At 32.6% G+C, this 24,650-nt stretch carries 24 protein-coding genes; all 24 read left to right on the top strand.

All coding sequences use genetic code 11. From position 1 onward, the window contains the following. The first annotated feature begins 70 nt into the window (after positions 1 to 70). The 24 genes from MHH59_RS26395 to MHH59_RS26280 all read left to right on the top strand — a co-directional run bounded on the left by MHH59_RS26395 (position 71) and on the right by MHH59_RS26280 (position 24,630). The gene (locus MHH59_RS26395; RefSeq protein ID WP_340852799.1) at positions 71 to 1,078 is read left to right on the top strand and encodes a LytTR family transcriptional regulator DNA-binding domain-containing protein; all 1,008 of its coding nucleotides are present in this window, start codon (positions 71 to 73) and stop codon (positions 1,076 to 1,078) included. Positions 1,079 to 1,253: 175 nt separating this feature from the next. Beyond that, positions 1,254 to 2,096 carry an ABC transporter ATP-binding protein gene (locus tag MHH59_RS26390; protein ID WP_002130039.1) on the top strand — a complete coding sequence of 281 codons (843 nt, stop codon included), beginning with the start codon at positions 1,254 to 1,256 and terminating at the stop codon, positions 2,094 to 2,096. Beyond that, positions 2,096 to 2,803 (top strand): ABC transporter permease, encoded by a 708-nt coding sequence (locus tag MHH59_RS26385; RefSeq protein ID WP_002130038.1) that lies wholly within the window; start codon positions 2,096 to 2,098, stop codon positions 2,801 to 2,803. Before MHH59_RS26390 ends, MHH59_RS26385 begins: the two co-directional genes overlap by 1 nt. A gap of 161 nt (positions 2,804 to 2,964) precedes the next feature. Beyond that, positions 2,965 to 3,960, top strand: a complete 996-nt coding sequence (locus tag MHH59_RS26380; protein ID WP_050000961.1) for a M23 family metallopeptidase — start codon at positions 2,965 to 2,967, stop codon at positions 3,958 to 3,960. Positions 3,961 to 4,251: 291 nt separating this feature from the next. Continuing rightward, positions 4,252 to 4,386 (top strand): hypothetical protein, encoded by a 135-nt coding sequence (locus tag MHH59_RS26375; protein ID WP_002016211.1) that lies wholly within the window; start codon positions 4,252 to 4,254, stop codon positions 4,384 to 4,386. A gap of 309 nt (positions 4,387 to 4,695) precedes the next feature. Next, on the top strand, positions 4,696 to 4,968 hold the full coding sequence (gene spoIIID / locus MHH59_RS26370; RefSeq protein ID WP_002089714.1) for a sporulation transcriptional regulator SpoIIID: 273 nt from the start codon (positions 4,696 to 4,698) through the stop codon (positions 4,966 to 4,968). 161 nt (positions 4,969 to 5,129) lie between these two features. Continuing rightward, entirely contained in the window at positions 5,130 to 6,131 is a 1,002-nt protein-coding gene (locus tag MHH59_RS26365) for a rod shape-determining protein (protein ID WP_002130035.1), read from the top strand. 416 nt (positions 6,132 to 6,547) lie between these two features. Then, positions 6,548 to 6,982 carry a 3-hydroxyacyl-ACP dehydratase FabZ gene (fabZ, locus tag MHH59_RS26360; RefSeq protein ID WP_000931959.1) on the top strand — a complete coding sequence of 145 codons (435 nt, stop codon included), beginning with the start codon at positions 6,548 to 6,550 and terminating at the stop codon, positions 6,980 to 6,982. A 365-nt stretch (positions 6,983 to 7,347) separates the two neighbouring features. Further along, on the top strand, positions 7,348 to 8,025 hold the full coding sequence (locus MHH59_RS26355; RefSeq protein ID WP_078177858.1) for a CpsD/CapB family tyrosine-protein kinase: 678 nt from the start codon (positions 7,348 to 7,350) through the stop codon (positions 8,023 to 8,025). A gap of 275 nt (positions 8,026 to 8,300) precedes the next feature. Continuing rightward, entirely contained in the window at positions 8,301 to 9,044 is a 744-nt protein-coding gene (locus tag MHH59_RS26350) for a YveK family protein (RefSeq protein WP_016102295.1), read from the top strand. Then, positions 9,034 to 9,738, top strand: coding sequence for a CpsD/CapB family tyrosine-protein kinase (locus MHH59_RS26345; RefSeq protein WP_016102294.1), 705 nt, complete (start codon positions 9,034 to 9,036; stop codon positions 9,736 to 9,738). Before MHH59_RS26350 ends, MHH59_RS26345 begins: the two co-directional genes overlap by 11 nt. 109 nt (positions 9,739 to 9,847) lie before the next feature. Continuing rightward, positions 9,848 to 10,615 carry a tyrosine-protein phosphatase gene (locus MHH59_RS26340; RefSeq protein ID WP_098777496.1) on the top strand — a complete coding sequence of 256 codons (768 nt, stop codon included), beginning with the start codon at positions 9,848 to 9,850 and terminating at the stop codon, positions 10,613 to 10,615. A 246-nt stretch (positions 10,616 to 10,861) separates the two neighbouring features. Then, positions 10,862 to 11,743 carry a UTP--glucose-1-phosphate uridylyltransferase BpsC gene (gene bpsC / locus MHH59_RS26335; protein WP_340852792.1) on the top strand — a complete coding sequence of 294 codons (882 nt, stop codon included), beginning with the start codon at positions 10,862 to 10,864 and terminating at the stop codon, positions 11,741 to 11,743. Between the two features lie 60 nt (positions 11,744 to 11,803). After that, positions 11,804 to 13,615, top strand: coding sequence for a polysaccharide biosynthesis protein (locus MHH59_RS26330; RefSeq protein ID WP_340852791.1), 1,812 nt, complete (start codon positions 11,804 to 11,806; stop codon positions 13,613 to 13,615). 23 nt (positions 13,616 to 13,638) lie between these two features. Next, entirely contained in the window at positions 13,639 to 14,754 is a 1,116-nt protein-coding gene (locus tag MHH59_RS26325; protein ID WP_340852788.1) for a DegT/DnrJ/EryC1/StrS family aminotransferase, read from the top strand. Continuing rightward, positions 14,754 to 15,404 (top strand): sugar transferase, encoded by a 651-nt coding sequence (locus MHH59_RS26320; protein ID WP_305926884.1) that lies wholly within the window; start codon positions 14,754 to 14,756, stop codon positions 15,402 to 15,404. Before MHH59_RS26325 ends, MHH59_RS26320 begins: the two co-directional genes overlap by 1 nt. Continuing rightward, complete coding sequence (locus MHH59_RS26315; RefSeq protein ID WP_340852785.1) at positions 15,391 to 16,374, top strand: ATP-grasp domain-containing protein; 984 nt, start codon at positions 15,391 to 15,393, stop codon at positions 16,372 to 16,374. The genes MHH59_RS26320 and MHH59_RS26315 overlap by 14 nt, the downstream gene beginning before the upstream one ends. Further along, positions 16,371 to 17,045, top strand: coding sequence for an HAD family hydrolase (locus MHH59_RS26310; RefSeq protein WP_305926882.1), 675 nt, complete (start codon positions 16,371 to 16,373; stop codon positions 17,043 to 17,045). Before MHH59_RS26315 ends, MHH59_RS26310 begins: the two co-directional genes overlap by 4 nt. A 75-nt stretch (positions 17,046 to 17,120) precedes the next feature. After that, positions 17,121 to 18,218: a glycosyltransferase family 4 protein gene (locus MHH59_RS26305; protein ID WP_340852781.1), complete on the top strand. Its 1,098-nt coding sequence runs from the start codon at positions 17,121 to 17,123 to the stop codon at positions 18,216 to 18,218. Positions 18,219 to 18,251: 33 nt separating this feature from the next. After that, entirely contained in the window at positions 18,252 to 19,253 is a 1,002-nt protein-coding gene (locus MHH59_RS26300; RefSeq protein WP_305926880.1) for a glycosyltransferase family 2 protein, read from the top strand. Positions 19,254 to 19,451: 198 nt separating this feature from the next. Further along, positions 19,452 to 20,636, top strand: a complete 1,185-nt coding sequence (locus MHH59_RS26295) for a hypothetical protein (RefSeq protein WP_340852780.1) — start codon at positions 19,452 to 19,454, stop codon at positions 20,634 to 20,636. Continuing rightward, positions 20,636 to 21,625, top strand: a complete 990-nt coding sequence (locus tag MHH59_RS26290) for a glycosyltransferase family 2 protein (protein ID WP_305926878.1) — start codon at positions 20,636 to 20,638, stop codon at positions 21,623 to 21,625. Before MHH59_RS26295 ends, MHH59_RS26290 begins: the two co-directional genes overlap by 1 nt. A gap of 4 nt (positions 21,626 to 21,629) precedes the next feature. Beyond that, positions 21,630 to 22,793, top strand: coding sequence for an O-antigen ligase family protein (locus MHH59_RS26285; protein WP_340852778.1), 1,164 nt, complete (start codon positions 21,630 to 21,632; stop codon positions 22,791 to 22,793). 316 nt (positions 22,794 to 23,109) lie between these two features. Next, the gene (locus MHH59_RS26280; RefSeq protein ID WP_340852777.1) at positions 23,110 to 24,630 is read left to right on the top strand and encodes an oligosaccharide flippase family protein; all 1,521 of its coding nucleotides are present in this window, start codon (positions 23,110 to 23,112) and stop codon (positions 24,628 to 24,630) included. Positions 24,631 to 24,650 lie beyond the last annotated feature (20 nt).

The following is a 24,650-nucleotide window of genomic DNA, read 5'->3' as shown; positions in this document are numbered from 1 at the left end:
TTGTTTAAAATATCATAATCTTCCATTAATCATTTGGTATAATTAGGGAAAAACATTTGGGGGAGACAGAATGGCGCTACTGGAGTTGAAACAGGTAGGGAAGACGAACCAGTTACCGGCAATTGAACTGGAGGTTGAAAAAGGACAATGTGTTGTTTTGCAATGCAATAATCATACAGCTAAAGTGTTGCACCGCATCATTATCGGTGAAGAAGCAGCTTCAACTGGCAATGTACTATTTGAAGGCACAGCGATTGGAAAGAAGAATTATTCCCGCATCGGCTTTTGTTTTTTGAAAGATGAAGCATACGATCGTTTGAAGGTGAGGGAGTACTTCAAGTTTATATTAGGGCTTTATGAATCTAACATGAGTATGGAAGAAGTAGTACAATATGTCGGTCTCTTAGATAAGTTGAACGTTAAAATAGAAAAACTGTCATTTTCAGAGAAACGTCGCCTTCATATCGGGCGAGTTATGATTCATAATCCAGATTTAGTTATTTTAGAAGAGCCGGAGCAAAATGTAGATACAGAGAGTACGATTATTATTCGAAAAGCGATTATGAAAATGAAAGAGCAAGGAAAGGCGATTTTTATTACGTCATCTTTTTTATCAGATGCGCTCTCGCTAACAGAAGATGTATACATATTAAATAACAATGGTGTGAAAAAGGTAGAAATTGAGCAAGAAGAAGTGAAAGAAGTTGACGAAGAAAAGGTCATTCAAATGATTCCGCAAATGAAATTAGAAAGGATACCAGCGAAAGTGAATGATAAAATCATTTTACTGGATCCGATGGAAATCCATTTCATTGAAACACAAAATGGAGTGACACATATTCATGTGCGCGAAGGTGATTTCGTATGTGCATTAACATTAAGTGAACTAGAAGTAAGATTAACAGGATTCGGGTTCTTCAGATGTCATCGCTCGTACCTCGTTAATTTACAAAGAGTACGAGAAGTTATTACGTGGACTCGGAATAGTTTTAGCTTAATTTTGGATGATGAAAGAAAAAGTTCAATCCCGCTTTCAAAAGGACGAATGGATGAATTAAAAGGTGTAATTGGGCTATAAAAATGCTCCGATAAGCTCAAAATACGATTCATTCACCGGTAAAAATACTCCTTTTACCGGTATTTTACTGCGCCTACCCTTTGTTTTTCATATGATTGAGTCAAGAAAAGCGAAACAAACGAAAAGCGCTAAAGCGACTTTCATCTATAAAAAGAAAAACAAAGGGGATGACGAAATGAAATTGGCAATTGAAATGAAAGATGTAATGAAAAGTTTCGATGGAAAAACGGCCCTTCGAAATGTAAATATTGAGGTGAAGCAAGGAGAAATCTTTGGATTCCTCGGACCGAGTGGATCTGGGAAAACGACAACAGTAAAAATATTAACATCTCAATTGCTTCATAGCGTTGGAACTGTAAGAGTGTTAGGTAAAGACATTACAGGTCCAAGTAGTATCGATTACAAGCGAATTGGTATTTTGACAGACAACAGCGGCCTATACGAAAGACTTAGCATTTATGATAACTTACTACTATTTTGTGACTTATACGATTGTAAAAAAGAACGAATCGATGAAGTGCTAGCACAAGTGAACTTATTAGATGATAAAAAAACACAAGTAAAAAAATTGTCAAAAGGAATGAAGCAGCGTGTCACACTAGCGAGAGCGATCCTTCACAAACCAGATATCCTCTTCTTAGATGAACCAACATCTGCACTTGATCCAGTAAACGTACAAAACATTCATAAAATCTTAAAAGACTTAAATAAAGAAGGAACAACGATTTTCTTAACGACGCACAACATGGACGAAGCAGAAACGCTTTGTAACCGTATTGCCTTTCTGTGCGGCGGAGAAATTGTAGCGCTTGATACACCAGAAAACTTGCGATTAAAGTACGCGAAAGATCAAATACAAGTTGTGTTAAAAGATAAACAAAAAGAAACGGTACAAAAAGATGAATTAGGAGCAAAACGCATTTCAGAATGGATGAAAAAAGGCGAATTACTATCTATTCATTCACACGAGCCAACGTTAGGTGATATCTTTATTGAAGTTACTGGGAGGGGACTATAATGACATTTTCAATGAGACGATTTTCAGCTATTTTTCGGAAAGAGGTACAGGATTTTAAAACGAATTCACAAACTTTAATTATGTTGGTAATGCCACTTGTCTTTTCGGTATTATTTAGTCGCTCAGATAATATGAGAGAAGTTGGAGCAAGTACGTTAACTGCGATGGCGTTAGTTATGGTCGGAGGCTTTGTACAGGCAATGCTCATCGCTGAAGAAAAGGAAAAAAATACGCTTCGTGTTCTTATGCTATCACCAGCATCATCTATTGAAGTATTAATTGGTAAAAGTTCATTAACAGGTATGATTACAGTTGCAATCTGTTTTATTAATCTACTTATTTTAGGTAAATTAGAAGGTAATTTTGCATTATTATTACTCATCTTTGTTCTTGGAATGCTAATATTTAATCTCATTGGTACTTGTATTGGATTATTAGCTCAAAATGTGCCGCAAACATCAACAATTGGATTACCAATATTAATGACATTCCTTTTCGGTGATTTAATTGGAATGTTTGTGAAGAATGAAGTCGTTACAAAAATAGTCGATTATTTGCCAACTCGTCATATCGGTCTTGCAGTTAGTAGTGTTATAAAAGGTGAAGGTTTTAGTGCAATTACTAGTAACTTATTGAACATAACGATTTGGTTAGTCGCAGTACTTGTTATTACACTCTTCATTTATAGAAAGAAACAAATGGACTAAAAACTGAGCTGAAACGCTCAGTTTTTTCCTTTTTCTATCATTTCCTCGGAAATTTTGCAATTCCTATACATATTTTTACAGATTTTGTCGAAAAGTAATTAGTTATAGGTTGTATAGGATGAGTGAATATTGTTCAAAATGATTGCTGAGGTGATGATGGAATGCGAGGAAGAAATAGTAAAAAGTCGCAAAAAGTAGTACATTTATTTCAAAAAAGATGGGTGTTTCCGGCACTATACATTGCTTGTGCAGCGGTAATCTTAATGGTTGCGCTATGGTTCCAGGGAGCTAATCCAAAGAAAGCTCCGAACCAAGATCAAGCAACACCGTATACACAAACGGAAGATCCGGCAGTACCAGTAACAAAATCTTCAGAAGTAGTGAAAATGCCAACTGCAGCAAATGCAGAAGTAGTAGTACAGAAGAAATTCTATGAAGATGCAGCATCAGAGGCGGAACAAGAAAAAGCACTTGTCTTTTATAACAACACATATTCCCCGAATAAAGGAATTGACATTGCTGCGAAAAACGGAAAAGAATTTGATGTTACAGCTGCTTTAAGTGGTACAGTAACGAAAGCTGAAAAAGATTCACTTCTTGGTTATGTTGTAACAGTAGATAGTGGAAATGGTGTAGCAGCATCTTATCAAAGCTTAGGCAGTGTGAAAGTAGAAAAAGGTGCAAGAGTCGCGCAAGGTGAAGTGTTAGGAAAATCAGGTCTAAATGCAATGAATAAAGATGCAGGTTCTTACGTTCACTTTGAAGTACGTAAAGACAATGTGGCTGTGAACCCTGAGCGTTATTTAAATAAATCAGTAGCAGAAATTAAAGCTGATGCAGGTGCTGCAAAGGCGACAAATGCTTCTGGTAAAAAAGCTGATGACAAATCTCAAAAAGAAGAAAAGTCAACAAGCACGAAACCAGAAAGTAAAACAGAAGATAAGTCTCAAAAAGAAGAGAAATCGACAAGCGGTTCGACTAGTGATAAAGAGACGAACGGTAAACAAGATGACAAATCTCAAAAAGAAGAGAAATCAACAAGCGGTTCGACTAGTGATAAAGAGACGAACGGCAAACAAGATGACAAATCTCAAAAAGAAGAAAAATCAACGAATGGTTCTACAGAATCATCTAACGGTTCTTCTTCACAAGAATAATAAAGTGAAAAAATCAGTTCTCATTAGGAGAGCTGATTTTTTTATCCCGCATTAACGGGCAGTAAGACTCCCGCCTCAAAATTAAGCCGGAGTAAAGCGGTTAGGTGGGAATCAACTGCCCGTAAACGCCCGATTGGTTCAACTAATAATCAGTGGGAGATGAACCGTCTCCCACTGATTAAAGTTTCACTTTATTTTTATATAAAAATAATCAATTTCGAGAAAAAAGTTGCAATAACAAGGAAAAATGACGAGATTCTCGAATATATATTACAAAAGGGAGGGGATACTGTGTCATTTTTATCTGTTCTGTCGATTGCTATCATTTTATTGTTTGTTTTATTCGCTTTATATTATTATATTGCCGGTAAGAAAGAAGTCCCCCACCATCAGTTGTTAGAAGAAGAATATGAAAGAGAAGAGTGACACCTTTTATAAAGAGGTGTCACTTTTTTTCGCCGTAATTGTCATCGTTAACGTATTTCTCACAAAAAAACGTAATTTTTCTTAACTTAGTCCGCAAAAATAGTGAACATGTAGCATATATCAGTAGTGCGGGCAATACAATGGTATAAACCAATGCAAAGAGAGTGTTTGAGGTGAGAAATCGTGAATCATTTCATTATAAATCCAAGAATGTTTAACGCTTACAAACAGCACTCACATTTACTTCATAGTCGTATGCAGCGAGTCTCATTTCACACTTCTCACATCCAATTTAGGGAGGCGAGTGGTGTGCACGATTACATCAAAGAGAGAACTATCAAGATTGGCAAGTATATCGTGGAGACAAGAAAGACAGTGCGTGTAATCGCAAAGGAATTTGGGGTATCAAAGAGTACAGTCCATAAAGATTTAACAGAACGTTTGCCAGAAATTAATCCAGAGCTCGCAAATGAAGTGAAAGAAATTCTTGATTATCATAAGTCTATTCGTCATTTAAGAGGTGGAGAAGCAACAAAGCAAAAGTACCGAAAAGAAGATACAGAAAACCCTGTGCGCCAATAAATCTAAAATAGCAAACATTCCTTGTGAATTCGGTAATATTTTTCAGAAGAATTCTTTTTGCGAATATTACGTTTCTGTTAAATTTATGATAAAATCAGAAATTAGGTGTAAAAGAATTCGGGTGTAACCTGATTTTGAATATCGAGGAGGAAATGACGGGAATGTTTGCGCGAGATATCGGAATTGACCTAGGTACGGCTAACGTATTAATTCATGTTAAAGGTAAGGGTATTGTATTAAATGAGCCATCTGTTGTGGCAATTGATCGTAATAGTGGAAAAGTATTAGCAGTAGGTGAAGAAGCAAGAAGTATGGTGGGACGTACACCTGGTAATATTGTAGCAATTCGTCCGCTTAAAGATGGTGTAATCGCAGATTTCGAAATTACAGAAGCAATGTTAAAGTATTTCATTAACAAATTGGACGTGAAGAGCTTCTTTTCAAAACCTCGCATTTTAATTTGCTGTCCAACAAATATCACATCTGTAGAACAAAAAGCAATTCGTGAGGCTGCTGAACGTTCAGGTGGTAAAACAGTATTTTTAGAAGAAGAACCAAAAGTAGCCGCAGTTGGTGCTGGTATGGAAATCTTCCAGCCAAGCGGAAACATGGTTGTTGATATTGGTGGAGGTACAACAGATATTGCCGTACTTTCTATGGGTGATATTGTTACCTCTTCCTCTATCAAAATGGCTGGCGATAAGTTTGATATGGAAATCTTAAACTACGTTAAACGTAAGTATAAGCTATTAATTGGAGAACGTACTTCAGAAAATATTAAAATTAAAGTTGGTACAGTATTCCCAGGTGCACGTAGTGAAGAGCTTGAAATTCGCGGACGTGACATGGTAACAGGTTTACCACGTACAATTACAGTATGCTCTGAAGAGATTACAGAAGCACTAAAAGAAGACGCAGCTATCATTGTACAAGCTGCAAAAGGCGTACTAGAGCGCACACCACCAGAACTATCTGCGGACATTATCGACCGCGGTGTTATTCTAACAGGCGGTGGAGCTTTATTACACGGTATCGACATGCTTCTAGCAGAAGAATTAAAGGTACCAGTATTAATCGCTGAAAACCCAATGCAATGTGTTGCTATTGGTACAGGTATTATGTTAGAGAATATCGATAAATTACCACGTCGTGCATTGAAATAAAGTGAGAAAGAGCTAAGGGAAAACCTTAGTTCTTTTTTTTTATTTTTTTAATTCTAATTTTTTACGAAAACGGAAGAATAATAGAGGAAAATAAAGAAATGAGGTGATATATCCGTATATACAGTTAAATTTAATGTTTTCTTATTTGAAAACGTATGTAATATAATGATTCGGAATACGACATTAAGGCAAAAAATGTTCAAATACATATTGCCTTTCCCTAATTTGGGCATACACTCTTTTCTACCTCCGTGTCAGTTGCCGGGAAGTGCAACTATTTTAATGGAATAGAGTGTATGCATTTTTTTATAATAGAGAGTAAAGTGTTACTTTATAATGACAAATAATAAACAAAATGGGATAATAACAATATGTCCAAGTGGTAAGACCAATATTACAAAAGGGGCGATTGTTACATGCTAAATATAGAACAAATTAAAGAAATCATTCCACACCGCTATCCATTTTTACTTGTTGATAAAATATTAGAAGTGGATGAGGGGAAAAGAGCGGTTGGAATTAAAAATGTATCTGCAAACGAGGAGTTCTTTAATGGACACTTCCCAGATTATGCAGTTATGCCTGGTGTACTTATTGTAGAAGCATTAGCACAAGTTGGGGCAGTTGCTGTATTAAAGAAAGAAGAAAACCGCGGGAGACTTGCTTTCTTCGCAGGCATCGACAACTGCCGCTTCAAAAAACAAGTACGCCCAGGTGATCAACTTCGTTTAGAAGTAGAAATGACACGCGTACGTGGACCAATTGGAAAAGGAAAAGCAATCGCAACAGTGGATGGTGAAGTTGCGTGTGAAGCTGAAATTACATTTGCAATTGGTGATAAGAAAGAATAGATAGTAATTAAAAAAATCCTTCTGCATATTACAGAAGGATTTTTTTAATTACTATATTTTTTGTTTGAAATATTAAAATGCAGAGTAATCAGAATTTTATTTGTAAATGAATGGGAGTTTGTATATAATGACGCTATAAATATCTTGAAATCAAGATGAATGATAGCGCGATAAAGATAGAGATGCCATTGTCACATTATGGAGGTTATAAGATAGGACAAAGGTTATTATGATTCGTTATGATGAACTGTAGAGGAAAGTAATGGGGAAATTTAACGGTAGAAGTAAATGAAAAATAGGCGTAGCATATCGAGCATAAAAGAGAAAAAGGGAAAAGGTCGCATTTTGAAAAAGGAGACTAGAACATGTTCGGAAGAAAGAAAAGAAAACCATTACGACAATTAATTACACATAAAGAGCCTAAATCACGTATTACAGAACAATACCGTAACATTCGTACGAACATTGAATTTACATCTGTAGATAACCATATTCGTTCTATTATTGTCACTTCAGCAGATCCAGGAGACGGGAAAACAACGACTATTTCTAATCTAGCAGTTGTTTTCGGTCAACAAGGGAAAAAAGTATTGTTAATTGGGGCGGACTTACGTAAGCCGACATTACAAAACTTATTTGCGGTTCACAATCCAAATGGTTTAACAAATTTATTATCAGGACAGGCTTCGTTTATGCAATGTATTCAAAAAACAGATATAGATAATGTATATGTCATGCCAGCAGGCCCAATTCCGCCAAACCCTGCAGAACTACTAGGATACCGTAAAATGGACGAAATGCTTTTAGAGGCATATAAGATGTTCGACGTCATTCTAATCGATACGCCTCCTGTGCTGGCGGTTACAGACGCGCAAATACTTGCAAACAAATGCGATGGAGTTGTATTAGTAGCTCGTAGTGAAAAAACAGAAAAAGATAAACTGATAAAGGCGAAACAAATATTAGATAAAGCATCTGGAAAACTACTTGGCGTCGTTTTAAATGATAAAAAAGAAGAACGAGAACAATATGGATATTATTAGAAAATAATGTGTAAAATAGTAATTTTTAAAGCTGGTAAGTGTTTTTACCAGTTTTTTTGAATTATTTTAAAATTATATATTGAATTATATAAAAAAAATGATACAATAGGAATTTTGTAAAATTGATGGAATGTGTTGTCATATTTAAGATTATTTTGTAAGATTATATATGTTTTCAAATAACAAAAGAACATAGATATGACTAAAATAAAAAAATGTAAGATTATATGTTATAATTTTTCTTATGTGCAAATTTTAGAAAGTTGGAGGGACTTATGGAAGAAACAATTAGTTTAAAAGAGTTATTTTATATTTTAAAAAAACGTTTAGCAATGATCCTCGTAATCGCCTTTGGTGCAGCTATTGTAAGTGCTATCATTAGCTTCTTCTTCATGACACCAATCTACCAATCTTCAACGCAAATTCTTGTTAACCAGAAAAAGCAAGAGGGTGCAATGATTCAAGCTGGTGAAATTCAAACAAATATTCAATTAACGAATACATATAAGGTCATTATTAAAAGTCCAGTAGTCTTAGACCAAGTGAATGAAAAATTAAATTTAAATATGACAGCACAAGCTTTAACAGGAAAGATTAATGTTGCGAATGAAAAAGATTCACAAGTCATTTCCGTTACAGCCGAGGATAAAGATCCAAAATTAGCTCGTGATATTGCAAATGCAACTGCAGATGTATTTAAAGGTGAAGTTGCAAAAATTATGAATGTTGATAACGTAACTGTATTGTCAAAAGCAGAAGTTGCGGAAAATCAATCTCCAATTAAACCACGCCCGATGTTAAACGTAGCAATTGCTTTCGTTGTTGGATTAATGGCCTCAGTTGGTCTTGCATTCTTACTAGAATACTTAGATAACACAGTGAAAAAAGAAGAAGATGTAGAAAGCTTACTTGGCTTACCGGTGTTAGGTATTGTAGCACGTATGGATGAAGAAACAGCAAGCGTGAAATCACATGCTCCATCATCAAGAAAAGTGAGGGGACAAACAATTGGCTCTTAATAGTTTATTTAAAAAGAAACAAAATCATCGTCAACGTCGTCAATTAATTGCTCATCAACAACCGAAATCACCAATTTCAGAACAATATCGTAATATTCGAACGAATATCGAATTTGCATCTGTTGATACGAATTTACATTCGTTAATGGTAACGTCTGCTAACCCAAGTGAAGGGAAAACGACGACAACAGCGAATATGGCAGTTGTTTTCGCTCAACAAGGAAAGAAAGTATTATTAATTGATGCAGATATGCGTAAACCAGCGATGCATCAAATGTTCCAAGTTGATAATATTTTCGGATTAACGAATGTATTAACACATAGTGAACGTTTAGAGAAGTGTGTACAAACGACATTAGTTGATAATTTACACTTTTTAGCGTGTGGTCCAATCCCACCAAATCCGGCGGAATTGTTAGGTTCGAAATCGATGAAAGAACTTCTTGGGCAAGCGTATAGTATGTACGATTTAGTTATTTTTGATTTACCGCCAATTTTAGCTGTAACAGATGCGCAAATTATGGCGAATGTATGTGATGCATCCATTCTTGTCGTTCGTAGTGAATCGACAGAAAAGGAAACAGCGGTAAAAGCAAAAGGATTATTAGAATCTGCAAAAGGTAAATTGTTAGGTGTTGTTCTGAACGATCGTGAACGTGAACAAGGCTTATATTATTACTACGGTGCAAACTAATTAAAAAGTGAGATATGGCAAAAACATATCTCCTTTTTTCCTTTGGATATGAGATAACTCATATTCAAAGGAAAAAAGATTTTTATATGAGAGAGGGAGGATGAAACAAATGATTGATTTACATTGTCACATTTTACCTGGCATCGATGACGGTGCACAAACAGTAACAGATAGTCTGGCCATGGCACAAAAGGCTGTCCAAGAAGGAATACATACAATCGTCGCAACACCACACCATCAAAATGGTAAATATACAAATGAACGTACTTCAATTATTCATCAAGTAAAACAACTAAATGATGAACTACAACAAAATGAAATTCCACTGAAAATTTTACCAGGGCAAGAGGTCAGGTTATATGGTGATTTATTAGAAGACTATGAAGCTAGTAAAATCGTTACCTTAAACGAAACGAATAAATACATATTAATTGAGTTTCCATCTAATCACGTACCTCGCTATGCAGAGCAACTATTATATGAATTACGTGTTAAAGGAATGATCCCAATTATCGTTCATCCAGAACGCAATGCCGAGTTAATCGAGCGGCCAGATAAGTTATACAATCTTGTAAGTAAAGGTGCATTAACACAAGTAACGGCAGGAAGTTTACTAGGAAAGTTCGGCAAAAAGATAAAAAAATTCTCACTACAACTCGTTGAACATAATTTAACGCATATGATCGCATCAGATGCACATAACACAACATCAAGAGGATTTCATCTAGCGGAAAGCTACGAATTAATCGGAAAAGAATTCGGAATGAACGTTATGAGTGATTTAAAAGAGAACCCCTATTTATTAATTAGCGGAAAAGCAATTTATAAAGAAGATCCAGAACAAATTCGTCGCAAAAAATTGTTCGGCATTTTCTAAATAAGGAATTGGTGATGTCTCCTAACCGGTATCAACGGGGGCACTCGGTCGTGCTGTGGGTAGAAATTTTTATTTCGAACCTACCTTAGACGCTTGTCGTCGGGAGTATGACGTGAGGATGGGTTAGATGCCCATAATTTTATTTATGATAGAAACTCTACCTATGGAGTTATAACTATGACTCTATAGGTAGGGTTTTTATTATTGATACATATAGATAAAGCGATATTTTTAGGGGGACTAGATTTGAAAAAAGTAAGAAAAGCGATTATACCCGCTGCTGGTCTTGGGACAAGGTTTTTACCAGCAACGAAAGCGATGCCGAAAGAAATGTTACCAATTGTCGATAAGCCGACAATTCAATACATAGTAGAAGAAGCGATAGAATCAGGAATTGAAGATATTATTATCGTTACTGGAAAAGGAAAGCGCGCAATTGAAGATCATTTCGATCATTCTTTTGAATTAGAACAAAGCTTACTCGAAAAAGGGAAGTATGAAATGCTTGAAAAAGTACAAGCTTCTTCAAAAATTAATATTCATTACATAAGACAAAAAGAACCAAAAGGCTTAGGGCATGCAGTGTGGTGCGCGCGTAAATTTATTGGAAATGAGCCATTTGCAGTATTACTTGGTGATGATATTGTCCAAGCAGAAACACCATGTTTACGTCAATTAATGGATCAATATGAAGGAACGCAATCATCTGTTATTGGTGTGCAAACAGTGCCGGAAAATGAAACACATCGTTACGGTATCATTGATCCAGTTGAACAAAATGATCGTCGTTATCAAGTGCGTCAATTTGTTGAAAAACCAGCAGAAGGTACAGCACCATCTAATTTAGCGATTATGGGGCGTTACGTATTAACACCAGAAATTTTCATGTTCCTTGATGATCAACAAACAGGTGCTGGTGGAGAAATTCAATTAACAGATGCGATTCAACGTTTGAATGAAATTCAGCGCGTATTTGCTTATGATTTTGAAGGAATTCGTTATGATGTTGGAGAGAAATTTGGATTTATTAAGACAACAATTGAGATGGCACTTCAAAATGAAGAGCTGAAAATAGATTTAATGAAATATATGAAGGAACTTGTAAAAAAGGAAGAGGCACATTCATAAGAGAATGTCCTTTTTTATTATTAACAAGATGCGAATTATATAAAGAAGGGAATAGATATATTGAGTTATCGAAAACGGCTCTCATTATTAATTTTATTAGATTCATTTATTGTATTAACCGCCGTATATTTAAGTTATTGGTTCATACATCCCAATGTATTAAGTAAAATTCCTGCGACAGTAATTATTAGTTCTATTACATTGTTATGTAGTCATCATATTTTTGCTGCTATTTATAAGCTTTATAACAAGGCGTGGGAATATGCAAGTATTGGAGAACTAAAACAAATATTTAAAGCAATTACGCTTTCAATTATTGTAACGGCAATTGTTCAACAAATTATAAATCATGATATTTATGTCCGAATTTTAGCGATCGCATGGATGTTACATTTACTATTAATCGGTGGTTCTCGTTTTGTATGGCGTATGTTCCGTGATACGTATATTAGTAAGGATGCGAATAAAAAACGAACATTGATTGTTGGAGCTGGTTCAGCAGGGACTATGGTAGTAAGACAGTTACTACATAATAAGGAAGCTGATCTGTATCCAATTGCGTTTGTTGATGATGATAGAAATAAACAAAAATTAGAGATTTATAATGTGCCAGTCGTTGGTACAACAAATCATATTAAAGAAGTTGTAGAAGATAATGATATTGAACATATTATTATTGCTATTCCTTCTTTAAGTAGAAATCAAATAAACGAAATTTTTGAGAAGTGTAGAAAAACGAAGGCGAAAACTCAAATTGTACCAATGCTTGAAGATCTTTTAGATGGAAAAGTTTCTGTTAATGAATTCCGGGATGTACAAGTAGAAGATTTATTAGGAAGAGAACCAATTCAATTAGATGATGCAGGAATTGGAGAAAAGATTACAGGTAAAACAATTTTAGTAACAGGTGCTGGTGGATCGATTGGATCTGAAATTTGTCGTCAAGTAATGAGGTATAAACCAGCAAAAATTGTTCTTTTGGGACATGGTGAAAACAGCATTTATAATATTGAAATGGAAATGAGAGTTACTTATAAAGATACAGTTGAAATTGTGACAGAGATTGCTGATGTTCAAGATCGTCATAAAATCTTTGAAATAATGAAAAAGCATCAACCATATATCGTATACCATGCAGCGGCACATAAGCACGTACCTTTAATGGAACGTAATCCTGAAGAGGCTGTGAAAAATAACATCTTTGGTACGAAAAATGTAGCTGAAGCTGCAGATACGTTTAAAGTAAATACGTTTGTTATGGTTTCTACAGATAAGGCAGTAAACCCGACAAATGTAATGGGAGCTACAAAACGATTTGCAGAAATGCTTGTACAACATATGGCTTCGGTTAGTACTGGTACACGTTTTGTTGCGGTTAGATTTGGTAATGTTCTTGGAAGTAGGGGGAGCGTGATACCTCTATTTAAGAAACAAATTCAAAAAGGTGGGCCTGTAACAGTTACTCACCCTGATATGATTCGTTACTTTATGACCATACCAGAAGCTTCAAGATTAGTTATTCAGGCTGGAACGCTAGCTAGAGGTGGAGAATTGTTCGTACTCGATATGGGAGATCCAGTAAAGATTGTTGATTTAGCCAAAAACTTAATCACTCTTTCAGGTTATTCTGTTGAAGAAATTGGAATTGAATTCACTGGATTAAGACCAGGGGAAAAAATGTATGAAGAGTTATTAAATGAAGGTGAGGTTCACCCAGAGCAAATATTCCCTAAAATTCATATAGGAAAAGCTGTTTTACTAGATCAAGATATTTTAAGACAGTTTATGAATGATTTTGAGGGAATGAGTAAAGAGGAAATAAGAGAACGATTATTAGGCATTGCGAATAATAAAGTTAATCTAAAAAATTAATTTAAGGGAAGGAAGTTTTAGAAATGGGAGACAGAATATTTCTTTCATCACCACATATGAGTGATGAAGGTTATGAAATGCATTACGTTAAGGAAGCTTTCGATACAAATTGGATTGCACCACTTGGGGAAAATGTGAACGGATTTGAAAGAGAACTAGCCGCTAAAGTGGGCTCTAAAGCAGCCGCAGCGCTATCTTCTGGAACAGCTGCAATTCATCTGGCTCTAAAAGCAGCTGGAGTAGGGGAGAGCGATGTTGTTTTTTGTCAAACCCTTACATTCTCAGCAACTGCAAATCCTATAATTTATCAAAATGCTACTCCAGTCTTCATAGATAGTGATTATGAGACTTGGAATATGTGTCCTAAAGCATTAGAAGAAGCTTTTAAAAAGTATCCAAATGTAAAGGCAGTTATAGTAGTTCATTTATATGGTCTCTCCGCGGATATGGATAAGATTGTTGAACTTTGTAAGAAATATAATGTTGCTTTAATTGAAGATGCCGCTGAATCTTTAGGAACTTATTACAAAGGTAAACATACGGGAAGCTTTGGAGATTATGGTGTTTTTTCTTTTAATGGTAATAAAATTATCACTACTTCTGGTGGTGGAATGCTCGTTTCTAATGATGAGGAACGAATTTCAAAAGCAAGATTTTGGGCAACTCAAAGTAGAGATCAAGCAAGACATTATCAACATAGTGAATTAGGGTTTAATTATCGCATGAGTAATGTAGTTGCTGGTATTGGTAGAGGGCAGCTTAAAGTGTTAGATCAAAGAGTTCAGAAGAAAAGATACATATTTGATTTTTATAAGAGAGAATTAGGAAATCTTGAAGGAATTGAATTTATGCCTAGTAATGAGTGGAATGAACCAAATTATTGGCTAAGTTCTATGACACTAAACGGCAAGATTCGTCCAATTGATGTGATGGAAGCCCTTGAAAAAGAAAATATTGAATCTAGACCGGTTTGGAAACCAATGCATATGCAGCCATTCTTTGAGAAATATGATTTTATTGGGACTGATGTATCAGAGAAGCTATTTGAGACCGGTGTTTGCTTACCAAGTGATACGAAAATGACAGATGAAGATTTAGATAGAGTCGTGAAAATTATTAAAGGGTTGTGGATATCGTAATGAAGGGTTCTAAAGTTGGCATCTATAGACGGTTTATAAAAAGGTCAATGGATTTTATACTGTCTTTAATTGCTATTATAATGCTTAGTCCATTATTCCTTATAGTTGCTTTTCTTGTAAAAACAAAATTGGGTAGTCCGGTATTATTTAAACAAGAGCGACCTGGATTAAATGGGACTATTTTCAAAATGTATAAATTTAGAACAATGACAGATGAAAAAAATGAAAATGGTGAGCTGTTACCCGATAGTGTAAGACTTACTAACTTCGGTAAATTTTTACGTTCGACATCACTTGATGAATTACCAGGGCTTTTTAATATTTTTAAAGGTGATATGTCAATTATAGGACCTAGACCTTTATTAGTTCAATATTTACCGTTATATAATGAGCATCAAAAAAGACGTCATGAAGTTCGACCAGGATTATCAGGGTTAGCACAAGTTAATGGTCGGAATGCTATTAGTTGGGAAGAGAAATTTAATTACGATGTAGAGTATGTAGATAATGTAAGTTTCACTACAGATTGGAAGATTATCCTTTTAACAATTAAGAAGGTTTTTATTAGAGAAGGAATTAATTCAGAAACTGCTGCTACAATGGAATATTTTGAAGGTAGTAAAGTGAGGGAAAATAATGAGAGAAATTAATATTTTAATTTTAAGTGCGGGACGACGTGTAGAGCTAGTGCAACATTTTCAAAAAGCAATAAGAGATTTAAATGTTAAAGGTAATGTTGTAGCAGGTGACTGTTCTAATACGGCACCAGCTTTATATTTTGCAGATAGAACTTGTAAATTACCACGAATTAGTGAACCAAATTATATTAAAGAGATTATAGACATCTGCAATCAAGAAAATATTTCATTAATAGTTCCAACGATTGATACAGATTTATTGTTACTTGCGGAAAACAAGGAATTTATTGAAGAAAAAACGCATGCCAAGGTATTGATATCTGATTCCAAGGCTATTAAAATTTGCCGGGATAAAATCAATACACAAAGATTCTTAGAAGAAGAAGGTTTTGGAATTCCAAAAATGTATACAGATGAGGAATTGATTTGTGGGGAGAATATACAGTTTCCTTTATTTATCAAACCTAAGTCTGGAAGTTCAAGTGTTAATACATTTAAAGTAAATAATTTAGCTGAATTAAAGACATATAAAAGTTTTATCAATGATCCTCTGATTCAAGATTTTATGGAAGGAGAAGAATTTACGGTTGATGTATTTTTAGATTTTCAAGGAAATGTAATTACAGTAGTTCCAAGATTAAGAATAGCTACACGTAGTGGTGAAATTTCAAAAGGGAAAATCGTGAAAGATAGAGAGATTATTAATGATGTGACGAAATTAATGAAGACACTCAAACCAATTGGACATATAACTGTTCAACTTATGAAGACAAAGAAGGGGATTGAGTATATTGAAATCAATCCAAGATTCGGTGGGGGAGCTCCAATGAGTATTCAAAGTGGTGCTGATTCATGCGGAAATCTTCTACGCTTATTAATGGGTGAGAAATTAAATTATAGTGAAGATTATCGAGAAAACCTTACATTTATTAGATTTGATAGTAGTATATGTTTAGATGAAAATATGGAGCTAGTAAAATGATTAAAGCAGTTATATTTGATTTAGATGATACGCTTATTTCCGAGAGAAGATATATCGAAAGCGGTTATAAACATATTTCAAAATTACTAAATGAAAAGCTTCAAAAGGATGAACAAGAACTATATCAATTATTAATAAATTTGTTCAATGAAAACACTAGAAACGTATTTAATAGAGTGTTTGATACATTTGGGATTAGTTATACTCAAAATGAGATAATGGAGCTAGTGGAAGAGTATCGTAATCATACACCAATAATACAGTTTTTTGAGGATGTATTACCGTGTTTAAAAAACTTAAGGACAAAAGGAATAAATGTAGGGATTATTACAGATGGTTATGCTAATGGACAGCGACAAAAATTAAAAGCGTTAAAAGCAGCTAACTACTTTGATGAAATTATTGTGACTGATGAGTTAGGTAGACGATATTGGAAGCCACATAGTAAGGCATTTGAAATAATGAAAGAGAAATTGGATGTTAAATTCGATGAGATGCTTTATGTTGGTGATAATCCAGAAAAAGATTTTTATATTAGTAATATTCATCCTATACAAACAATAAGGATCTATCGCAATGGAGTTTATGAAAACAGAGAGTATTTAAGTAATATTAAAGAAAATTATTCGATATATGGTTTAGATGAGTTAGATGTAATAGTAAAACAATAGGTAGAATTTTAAATAAACTATTTAATCAAAGTAATTTACGTTGGTCATAGATTACATTGTGTCAGGGAGAATAAAATGAAAAAGATTTTAATACTTGCCAATAATGATGTTGGTTTATATAAATTTAGAAAAGAGCTTATAGAACAGATGGTGAAGGATAATGAAGTATATATATCGTTACCTTATGGTGAATTTGTTCCAAAACTTATGGAGTTAGGATGTAAATTTATTGATACACCAATTAGTAGAAGAGGGACTAATCCAATAACTGATTTTAAATTATTAATGAGCTATAAGAAAATTATTAAAGAGATAAAACCCCAAGTAGTTTTAACATATACAATAAAACCTAATATTTATGGTGGATTAGCGTGTAGATTAAGTAAAACTCCTTATTTGTCTAATATTACGGGGCTGGGTACTGCAGTAGAAAATGGAGGATTATTGCAAAAAATCACTTTGTTTTTATATAGGACTGCTTTGAAGAAAGTTAACTGTGTGTTTTTTCAGAATGAAGAGAATAAAGAGTTATTTAGGGGCGAGGGATTGATTAGTGGCGAGTATAAATTAATACCGGGATCTGGTGTCAATTTAGATTATTATTCTGTATTAGATTATCCGTCAGATGATTTGATTAATTTTGTATTTATTGCACGAGTAATGAAAGAAAAGGGCATTGATCAATATTTAGATGCAGCTGAATATATTAGAGGGAAGTATCCTAAAACAGTTTTTCATATCTTAGGTTTTTGTGAAGACGCTTATGATAGTAAATTGAAAGAATTACAAGGTAGAGGTATTATTCAGTATCATGGAATGCAAAATGATATTAGGGCATTTCATGAAATTTCACATTGTACAATTCATCCTACATATTACCCTGAGGGAATGTCAAATGTTTTACTTGAGAGCGCTGCTTCTGGTAGACCTATTATTACTACTAATAGAAGTGGATGTCGAGAAATAGTTGATGATGAAATAAATGGTTATGTTGTGAAGCAACAAGATAGTCAAGATCTTATTGAAAAAATAGAAAAATTTATAGCGTTGGATTATGAAAAGAAAAGGCAGATGGGATTGGAAGGAAGAAAGAAAGTAGAAAAGGAATTTGACAGGCAAATAGTAATAGATGCATATTTTAATGAATTACAAAAAATTAAGACTATATTATAAAAAAGATACTATTTTTGAGGAGCTTTTATATTTATGATAGAACAATCAGAAAAATTAAGTCCTGTATTTTCTGTTATAGTAATTGCAAAAAATGAAGAGAAAAATATAGAACGATGTTTAAAATCTATAGCAGGTGTATTTAGTGAGTTAAATTATTCACATGAGATAATCTTAGTTGATTCAAAATCAAGTGATTGTACTATAAAAATAGCGAGTGACTTGGAAATAAATAATTTAAAAATCATAAAAATATCTGAATCGACTATATATAATGCAGCATTAGGCAGAAATATAGGAAGTAAAAGGGCAATAGGGAAGTATTTGTTATTTTTAGATGGAGATATGAAACTTTATAAGGATTTTTTAGAAACAGGTCTAAAGGAACTTAATGAAAAAGCGTGTGCAGGTTTAATTGGCATAAGGGATGATCTTATTTTAAATGAAAAATTGAAAACCAGCCAAGTAATAAAGAATAAATATAACATAAAGACATTAAAGGTAGCACAGCACTTTGGAGGAGCATTATTAATAAAAAAAGATGCTTTTGACGAAGTTGGTGGATATAGAAATTATATTAATGCGTTTGAGGAACCAGAATTATATGTAAGATTAAAGAGTAAGGGATATAAAATTTATGAGGTTCCGGAAAAAATGATTGATCATTTTGATAAACCAGTAGGAAAGATAGGAAAGCTAAAATCGATATTATTCTCAAAAAGAGGATTTGGACTAGGACAGGCTATACAATCTAGTACAGAAGAAGGTAACTTAAAGTACACGTATGGGCATAAGCCAATAGCGCAAGTTTTAGTGCCAATTACGTTTGATTTTTTCTCGATTATATTTCTAATCCTTTCGCTATTAAATGCCCACCTTGTTTTAGTATGTATATTTTTCCAAATTCTATCTTTATTAGTCTGTATATGTTTTTTTGATGTTAAAAAATTTATTGTTAGTAAGTTACTTTTCTTCCCAACTATAATAGGGACTATACATCGACCAAAAGTTGAATATAGCATTGAGAATATCAAATGATTATGTATTCATTCCTTATAATTAATTTAGATTGCTTATTAATAGTTAACGGTTAGATACTAAGCCAAGCATTAAAATTTATTTTAATGTGAAAATTATATAATAGATTTCTGCTCGTGCAGGATAAATAAAATGAGTAAATATGTTATTTCAGTGCAGTAAAAATATATAAGATTTTTCTAAGTGAGGTTTGATTCAATGAGAATATTATTTATAGCTGGCCAAGCTATTAAATCAAATTCATCAGTTACCATGATGAATGTAGCTTATATACAGGGATTGGTAGAAATGGGCAATTATGTTAAGGTGATTACTGCTAGATTACCCGAGAACCATATAGCTCAAGATAATGGTTTTGAGTTACCTAAGGAAGTAGATATTGAAGAGTACAGTATTAGTCCAACTTTTGATGCGTTGAGTAATAAAAAAGCTAAGAATCATAAATTTAAAAGTGTAAAAAATTTATTAAGAAAAATATATAATAATTTCTCTATATACGGAACTCAAAAAGCTTGGGTAAACAACGTTGAGCGTTTTTCTGATGAAGAGTATTATGATCTAATAATTTCATCCTCGGATCCGAAACATTCTCATTTGTTCGCTAAATATTTAATTGAAAAAGGGAAAGTTAGATATGGGAAATGGGTGCAACTTTGGGGAGATCCAATGTACCTTGATATAACAAGAAAAAGAAATTTATTAAATCATAGATTATATAAAGAAGAGGAAAATTTAATAAGCTCTGCAGATAAAATTATATATGTATCTCCCTTCACTGCGGAGAAGCAAAAGGAACTATTTCCTCAACAAAAAAATAAAATTGATTATATCTTAATACCATATTTTTCTATTGATAATCACTTATCTTATAATATAGAAAGAAATAAAATGACCTTTGGATATTTTGGGGATTATCACTCAGAGGTGAGAAATTTGGATCCTTTGTATGATGCAGCATTAGAAACAGGAGTAAATATGGTGGTTCGTGGAAATTCAGATAATCCTGCGAAATCCATTAATAAAATTAATATAGGTAGTAGGATACCAATTAAAGAGCTTAACGAAATTGAGAGAAATACTGATGTATTTGTACATCTTTGTAATTTAACTGGTACTCAGATTCCTGCAAAAGTATACTATTATTCGGGTACGACAAAGCCAATATTGTTTATATTAGACGGGGATTCAGCAAAAATAAAGGAGTTTTATTCTAAATACAATAGATATGTTTTCTGTGAAAATAATAAAGAAGACATTATTAAAGCAATAAATAAAATTAGAAATAATGATTACCCTAAAGAAATGATGAGAGTAGTAGATGAACTTTCCCCCGCCTTTATTGTGAAAGACTTGTTATTAAAAGTAGAAGCGATGTCAAAGTGATGAGTAGTAATGTAAAGATTAGTATAATAATTCCCATTTATAATGTTGAAAATTATGTAGGGCGATGCATAGAATCTATATGTAATCAAACACTTAAAGAAATTGAAGTAATAGTAGTAAACGATGGTTCAACCGATAGATCTTTAGAGATAGTTAATAGCTATAGGGATTTAGATAGAAGGGTTATATGTGTAAATCAAAAGAATTTAGGGGTTAGTGCAGCACGGAATCAAGGGATAAATATTGCCACTGGAGAATATGTGACTTTTGTTGATGGTGACGATTATATAGAAGAAACTATGCTTGAAGAGATGTATCAAATGGTTGAAGAAGAACGGAGTAATCTAATTTTTTGTAACTTAAGTAATGGACAAAAAATAAAGAGAATTGAGCCAGGGTATTATGAAACCTCAGAGAAGTGTATTGAAAATATGATTGATGGAAAAATGTCTAGAACAGCGTGCGGAATATTATTTTCTTTAAAGTTGATTAAGGAAAACGGTGTTATTTTTGATACAGATATGCCCTACGGTGAAGATTTTTTATTTACAATTAAATCACTGCTGTTAACAAATGAAAAAATCGGAGTTTTATCTAAAGACTTCTATAGGGTAGAAGAAAGAGCAGGTTCTGCTACAAGGTGTTATAATGCTAATCGATTCAGGGAAATCTTATTATTAAATCAGAGAATACAAGTATTATTAGAATCAGTTGGGCTATTTGATAAATTGAAAGAATTTCTTATGAAATATTATCTTCAAAATATTTTAAGTTCAGTTACTAATATAGTTATGTCAGAAGAAGTATTCTCAATAAAGTTAGCAAAATTAAGGGAAGTAAGAGAACATAATCATACAAAAGATATACTAAATCTCTATAGTGACATTGGAGTAAATAGGAAAACCAGTTTTAAAGTATTTTTATTAAAACATACAAATGCTTATTTCCTTTGGTTTTTTTATACATTTTATAGAAAAAATAAGGGCTGATTAAATGACAAATCAACATTACTCTTTAGGAAAACTTATAAGTTATATCTCAGCTATTACTGTCTGTCTCTTTCCTATATTCTCACCTTATGAAGTAGCTGGACCAATTTCAATTGGAACAATTATTCTTTTAATTGGTGCTACTTTTTGTTTAATTATAGGTGGTAGAATAGTTATTAATGTTCCTTTTATGATTTTATTAGGAACTCATTCATTGCTGTCTATAATAGCCTATTTTCAATTAGTTGAAGTAACTGGGACAGAGATGATTATTTGGAATATATCGATGGCGATAATTAACAGTCTATTAATTATGCAGCTTGTTCCATTCTATGAAAAAGAAATATTTATCAAAGTGTTAACAACTATGTCAATAGTTGTATCGGTATTTTTATTCTACCAATTATTCCTGATTTCTATTGGGAATATTCCGCATAATGGTATGTTGTTTAAGGGCCTGGTTGCAGAAGGGAAGTGGTCTACTTCATATATGAGACCAAATTCCTTTTTTTCAGAACCATCATATTTTGCAATTTATATACTTCCTATTTTAGGATGTATGTTGGCTAATAAGAAATATATAATTGCAATTCTATGTATTAGTGCATTAGTACTTTCTACTTCTACCCTTGGTATTGCTGGTGGTTTAATTATTCTTTTAATATATGGTGTTTGGAATAAGCGATTGAAGATGATTTTCTTTGTAATCACTGCATTATTCATAATAGCTATTATATGTGTTAAATATTTAAATTTAGATTGGTTATTAGAATTTAATGTGAATAAATCAATGAATATTGATGATAGGAGTCAAATAAGATTCACAGGGTATATTGGTTATTTTGACCTTTTACCAACATTCAATCAAATAATTGGTGTGGGATTTGGTCAGCTTTCAAACTATTTTAAAGGATATAATTTAACGAATTATAGTAACGCGTTTATTTTGGTGTTAATTAATTTTGGAATTATTGGATTGATGACCTATTTAATATATATTATTTGGTCTTTTTTCAATAGTAATAAAGAAGGATATATATTCATTGTAATACTAGTATTAATTAGTTCAATAGATGCATTTATATATAGTGCAAATTTCTATTATATATTGTACTTTATGTTAATATCTACCAAAAGTAAATTTATTCAAATTAAAATTAAAACATAAAAAATTTATAAAAGTGGATATGGATTTTTTATGTATGACTGAAGAGGGACGTTGTATAGCATGCGACGTCTTTCTCTTTAATTGTATTTATTTTTATGGATTTCGCGAGAAATCATGTCGCTGAAAGATAAATTCATTTTTATAAGATAATAAAGTGATTTAAAAATATAAAAGTGTAAATATTAACTGGTTTTTCTGTCAGCTTATTATCGTATATATTTGTTTTACGTTCATACTTTTATAAAAAATAGAGAGTCACCATAAGTACTATTCTTTATATGAATTATAATAATACTTAAAGTAGAGGTAATGTATTTTGAAAATTAATCAAAGAAAAGCGGGAGTATTATTATCGTATGCACTAACCGGGACGAACGCATTAGTAGGTTTTATATATATACCAATTTTACTCTATTTTTTAGGGAAAGACGAGTATGGTTTATACCAATTAATGGGTTCGTTTTTAGTGTATTTGGGTTTATTTGATTTTGGATTATCTAATACTGTAACAAGATATTATTCGAAGTATATCGCTTTAAAGGATGAAAAAGCTAAAGAGAATGTGCTTGCTATATCTACAGTTATATATATTCTATTAACAATGATCCTGGTTGTTGTTGGAATCATTTTGTACTTTTATTTGGATGAAATTTTCAATAATGCCTTAACACCTTCGGAAATTGCTTCCGCAGAAAAGATTTATATCATAATTTTAATAACAACTGTAATAACGATATCAACATCGGTATTTAATGCGATTATTACTGCTAATGAGCAATTTATGTTTTTAAAAGGTTTATCTATTATACAAACCATTATGCGCCCTATTATTGTTTTTGCTGTGTTTTCTATTGAAGCTAGTGCTTTAATTGTTGTGATAATTCAAGCGCTTATTAATGTTTTGGGAATAGTGTTGAAAATATATTATTCATTAAAAAAACTTCAGGTGAAAGTAAAACTTCATTATTGGGATATGCCATTGTTAAAAGAAATGTTCCGCTATTCGTTCTTTATATTTATTACGGCTTTAATGGACCAAATTTTTTGGAGATCTGATCAGGTGATATTAGGAATAATTGTGGGTACATCTTCAGTAGCTGTTTATTCTATTGGCTCACAAATAATAATGAATTATATGACCTTATCAACTGCGATGTCGGGAGTTTTTCTACCCAGTATAACTAAAAAAGTTACAGAAAATGTTTCTAATGATGAGTTGACGGATATTTTTATAAAATTAGGAAGGTTACAGTATATCATCTTAGGGGCAGTATTAACTGGATTTATTATGTTTGGGAAAGAATTTATTTATATTTGGGTAGGTGATAGTTTTAGTGAGGCGTATTATATTACACTAATAATCATGGTTCCTTTTACAATAGATTTGATTCAAAATATTGGATTAACTATACTTCAAGCAAAAAATATGTACTCATTTAGGGCATCTGTATTTTTTGTAATGTCGTTATTAAATATAGTGTTTTCAATTCCTTTAGCAATTCATTATGGAGGAATTGGGGCAGCTGTGGCGACAAGTACGTCGTATCTTATAGGAAATGGGTTGATAATGAATATATATTATTATAAGAAAGTAAAGTTAAATATAATCAAGTTTTGGAAAGAAATGATAAAAATAAGTATTCCTTTAGTCATTACGTGTATTTTTGGAATATTTATAAATGAGATTAATTTTAACTCGCAAATATTATCATTTTTACTTAAATTAATGTTGTATGTAGTTACTTACATTTTAGTGATGTGGATTTTAGGCTTGAATAAATATGAGAAAGAGTTAATTCTTGTCCCGTTAAAAAATTTGAGAAGACAAAAGAATTGAATTTGATTGTAGTTAGGATA

This window comes from Bacillus sp. FSL E2-0195, assembly GCF_038003645.1.
GTDB classification, from domain to species: Bacteria; Bacillota; Bacilli; order Bacillales; family Bacillaceae_G; genus Bacillus_A; species Bacillus_A mycoides.
Note: the sequence above shows the minus strand (reverse complement) of the source record. Positions and strands in the feature narration are given on the sequence as shown.

Coding starts and splice junctions, on each gene's coding strand:
- MHH59_RS26285 (WP_340852778.1), top strand. CDS start 21,630: ATGACAAATCAACATTACTCTTTAGGAAAACTTATAAGTTATATCTCA.
- MHH59_RS26290 (WP_305926878.1), top strand. CDS start 20,636: ATGAGTAGTAATGTAAAGATTAGTATAATAATTCCCATTTATAATGTT.
- MHH59_RS26355 (WP_078177858.1), top strand. CDS start 7,348: ATGTTCGGAAGAAAGAAAAGAAAACCATTACGACAATTAATTACACAT.
- MHH59_RS26340 (WP_098777496.1), top strand. CDS start 9,848: ATGATTGATTTACATTGTCACATTTTACCTGGCATCGATGACGGTGCA.
- MHH59_RS26365 (WP_002130035.1), top strand. CDS start 5,130: ATGTTTGCGCGAGATATCGGAATTGACCTAGGTACGGCTAACGTATTA.
- MHH59_RS26350 (WP_016102295.1), top strand. CDS start 8,301: ATGGAAGAAACAATTAGTTTAAAAGAGTTATTTTATATTTTAAAAAAA.
- MHH59_RS26305 (WP_340852781.1), top strand. CDS start 17,121: ATGAAAAAGATTTTAATACTTGCCAATAATGATGTTGGTTTATATAAA.
- MHH59_RS26320 (WP_305926884.1), top strand. CDS start 14,754: ATGAAGGGTTCTAAAGTTGGCATCTATAGACGGTTTATAAAAAGGTCA.
- MHH59_RS26315 (WP_340852785.1), top strand. CDS start 15,391: ATGAGAGAAATTAATATTTTAATTTTAAGTGCGGGACGACGTGTAGAG.
- MHH59_RS26295 (WP_340852780.1), top strand. CDS start 19,452: ATGAGAATATTATTTATAGCTGGCCAAGCTATTAAATCAAATTCATCA.
- MHH59_RS26385 (WP_002130038.1), top strand. CDS start 2,096: ATGACATTTTCAATGAGACGATTTTCAGCTATTTTTCGGAAAGAGGTA.
- MHH59_RS26395 (WP_340852799.1), top strand. CDS start 71: ATGGCGCTACTGGAGTTGAAACAGGTAGGGAAGACGAACCAGTTACCG.
- MHH59_RS26390 (WP_002130039.1), top strand. CDS start 1,254: ATGAAATTGGCAATTGAAATGAAAGATGTAATGAAAAGTTTCGATGGA.
- MHH59_RS26300 (WP_305926880.1), top strand. CDS start 18,252: ATGATAGAACAATCAGAAAAATTAAGTCCTGTATTTTCTGTTATAGTA.
- MHH59_RS26325 (WP_340852788.1), top strand. CDS start 13,639: ATGGGAGACAGAATATTTCTTTCATCACCACATATGAGTGATGAAGGT.
- fabZ (WP_000931959.1), top strand. CDS start 6,548: ATGCTAAATATAGAACAAATTAAAGAAATCATTCCACACCGCTATCCA.
- MHH59_RS26310 (WP_305926882.1), top strand. CDS start 16,371: ATGATTAAAGCAGTTATATTTGATTTAGATGATACGCTTATTTCCGAG.
- MHH59_RS26380 (WP_050000961.1), top strand. CDS start 2,965: ATGCGAGGAAGAAATAGTAAAAAGTCGCAAAAAGTAGTACATTTATTT.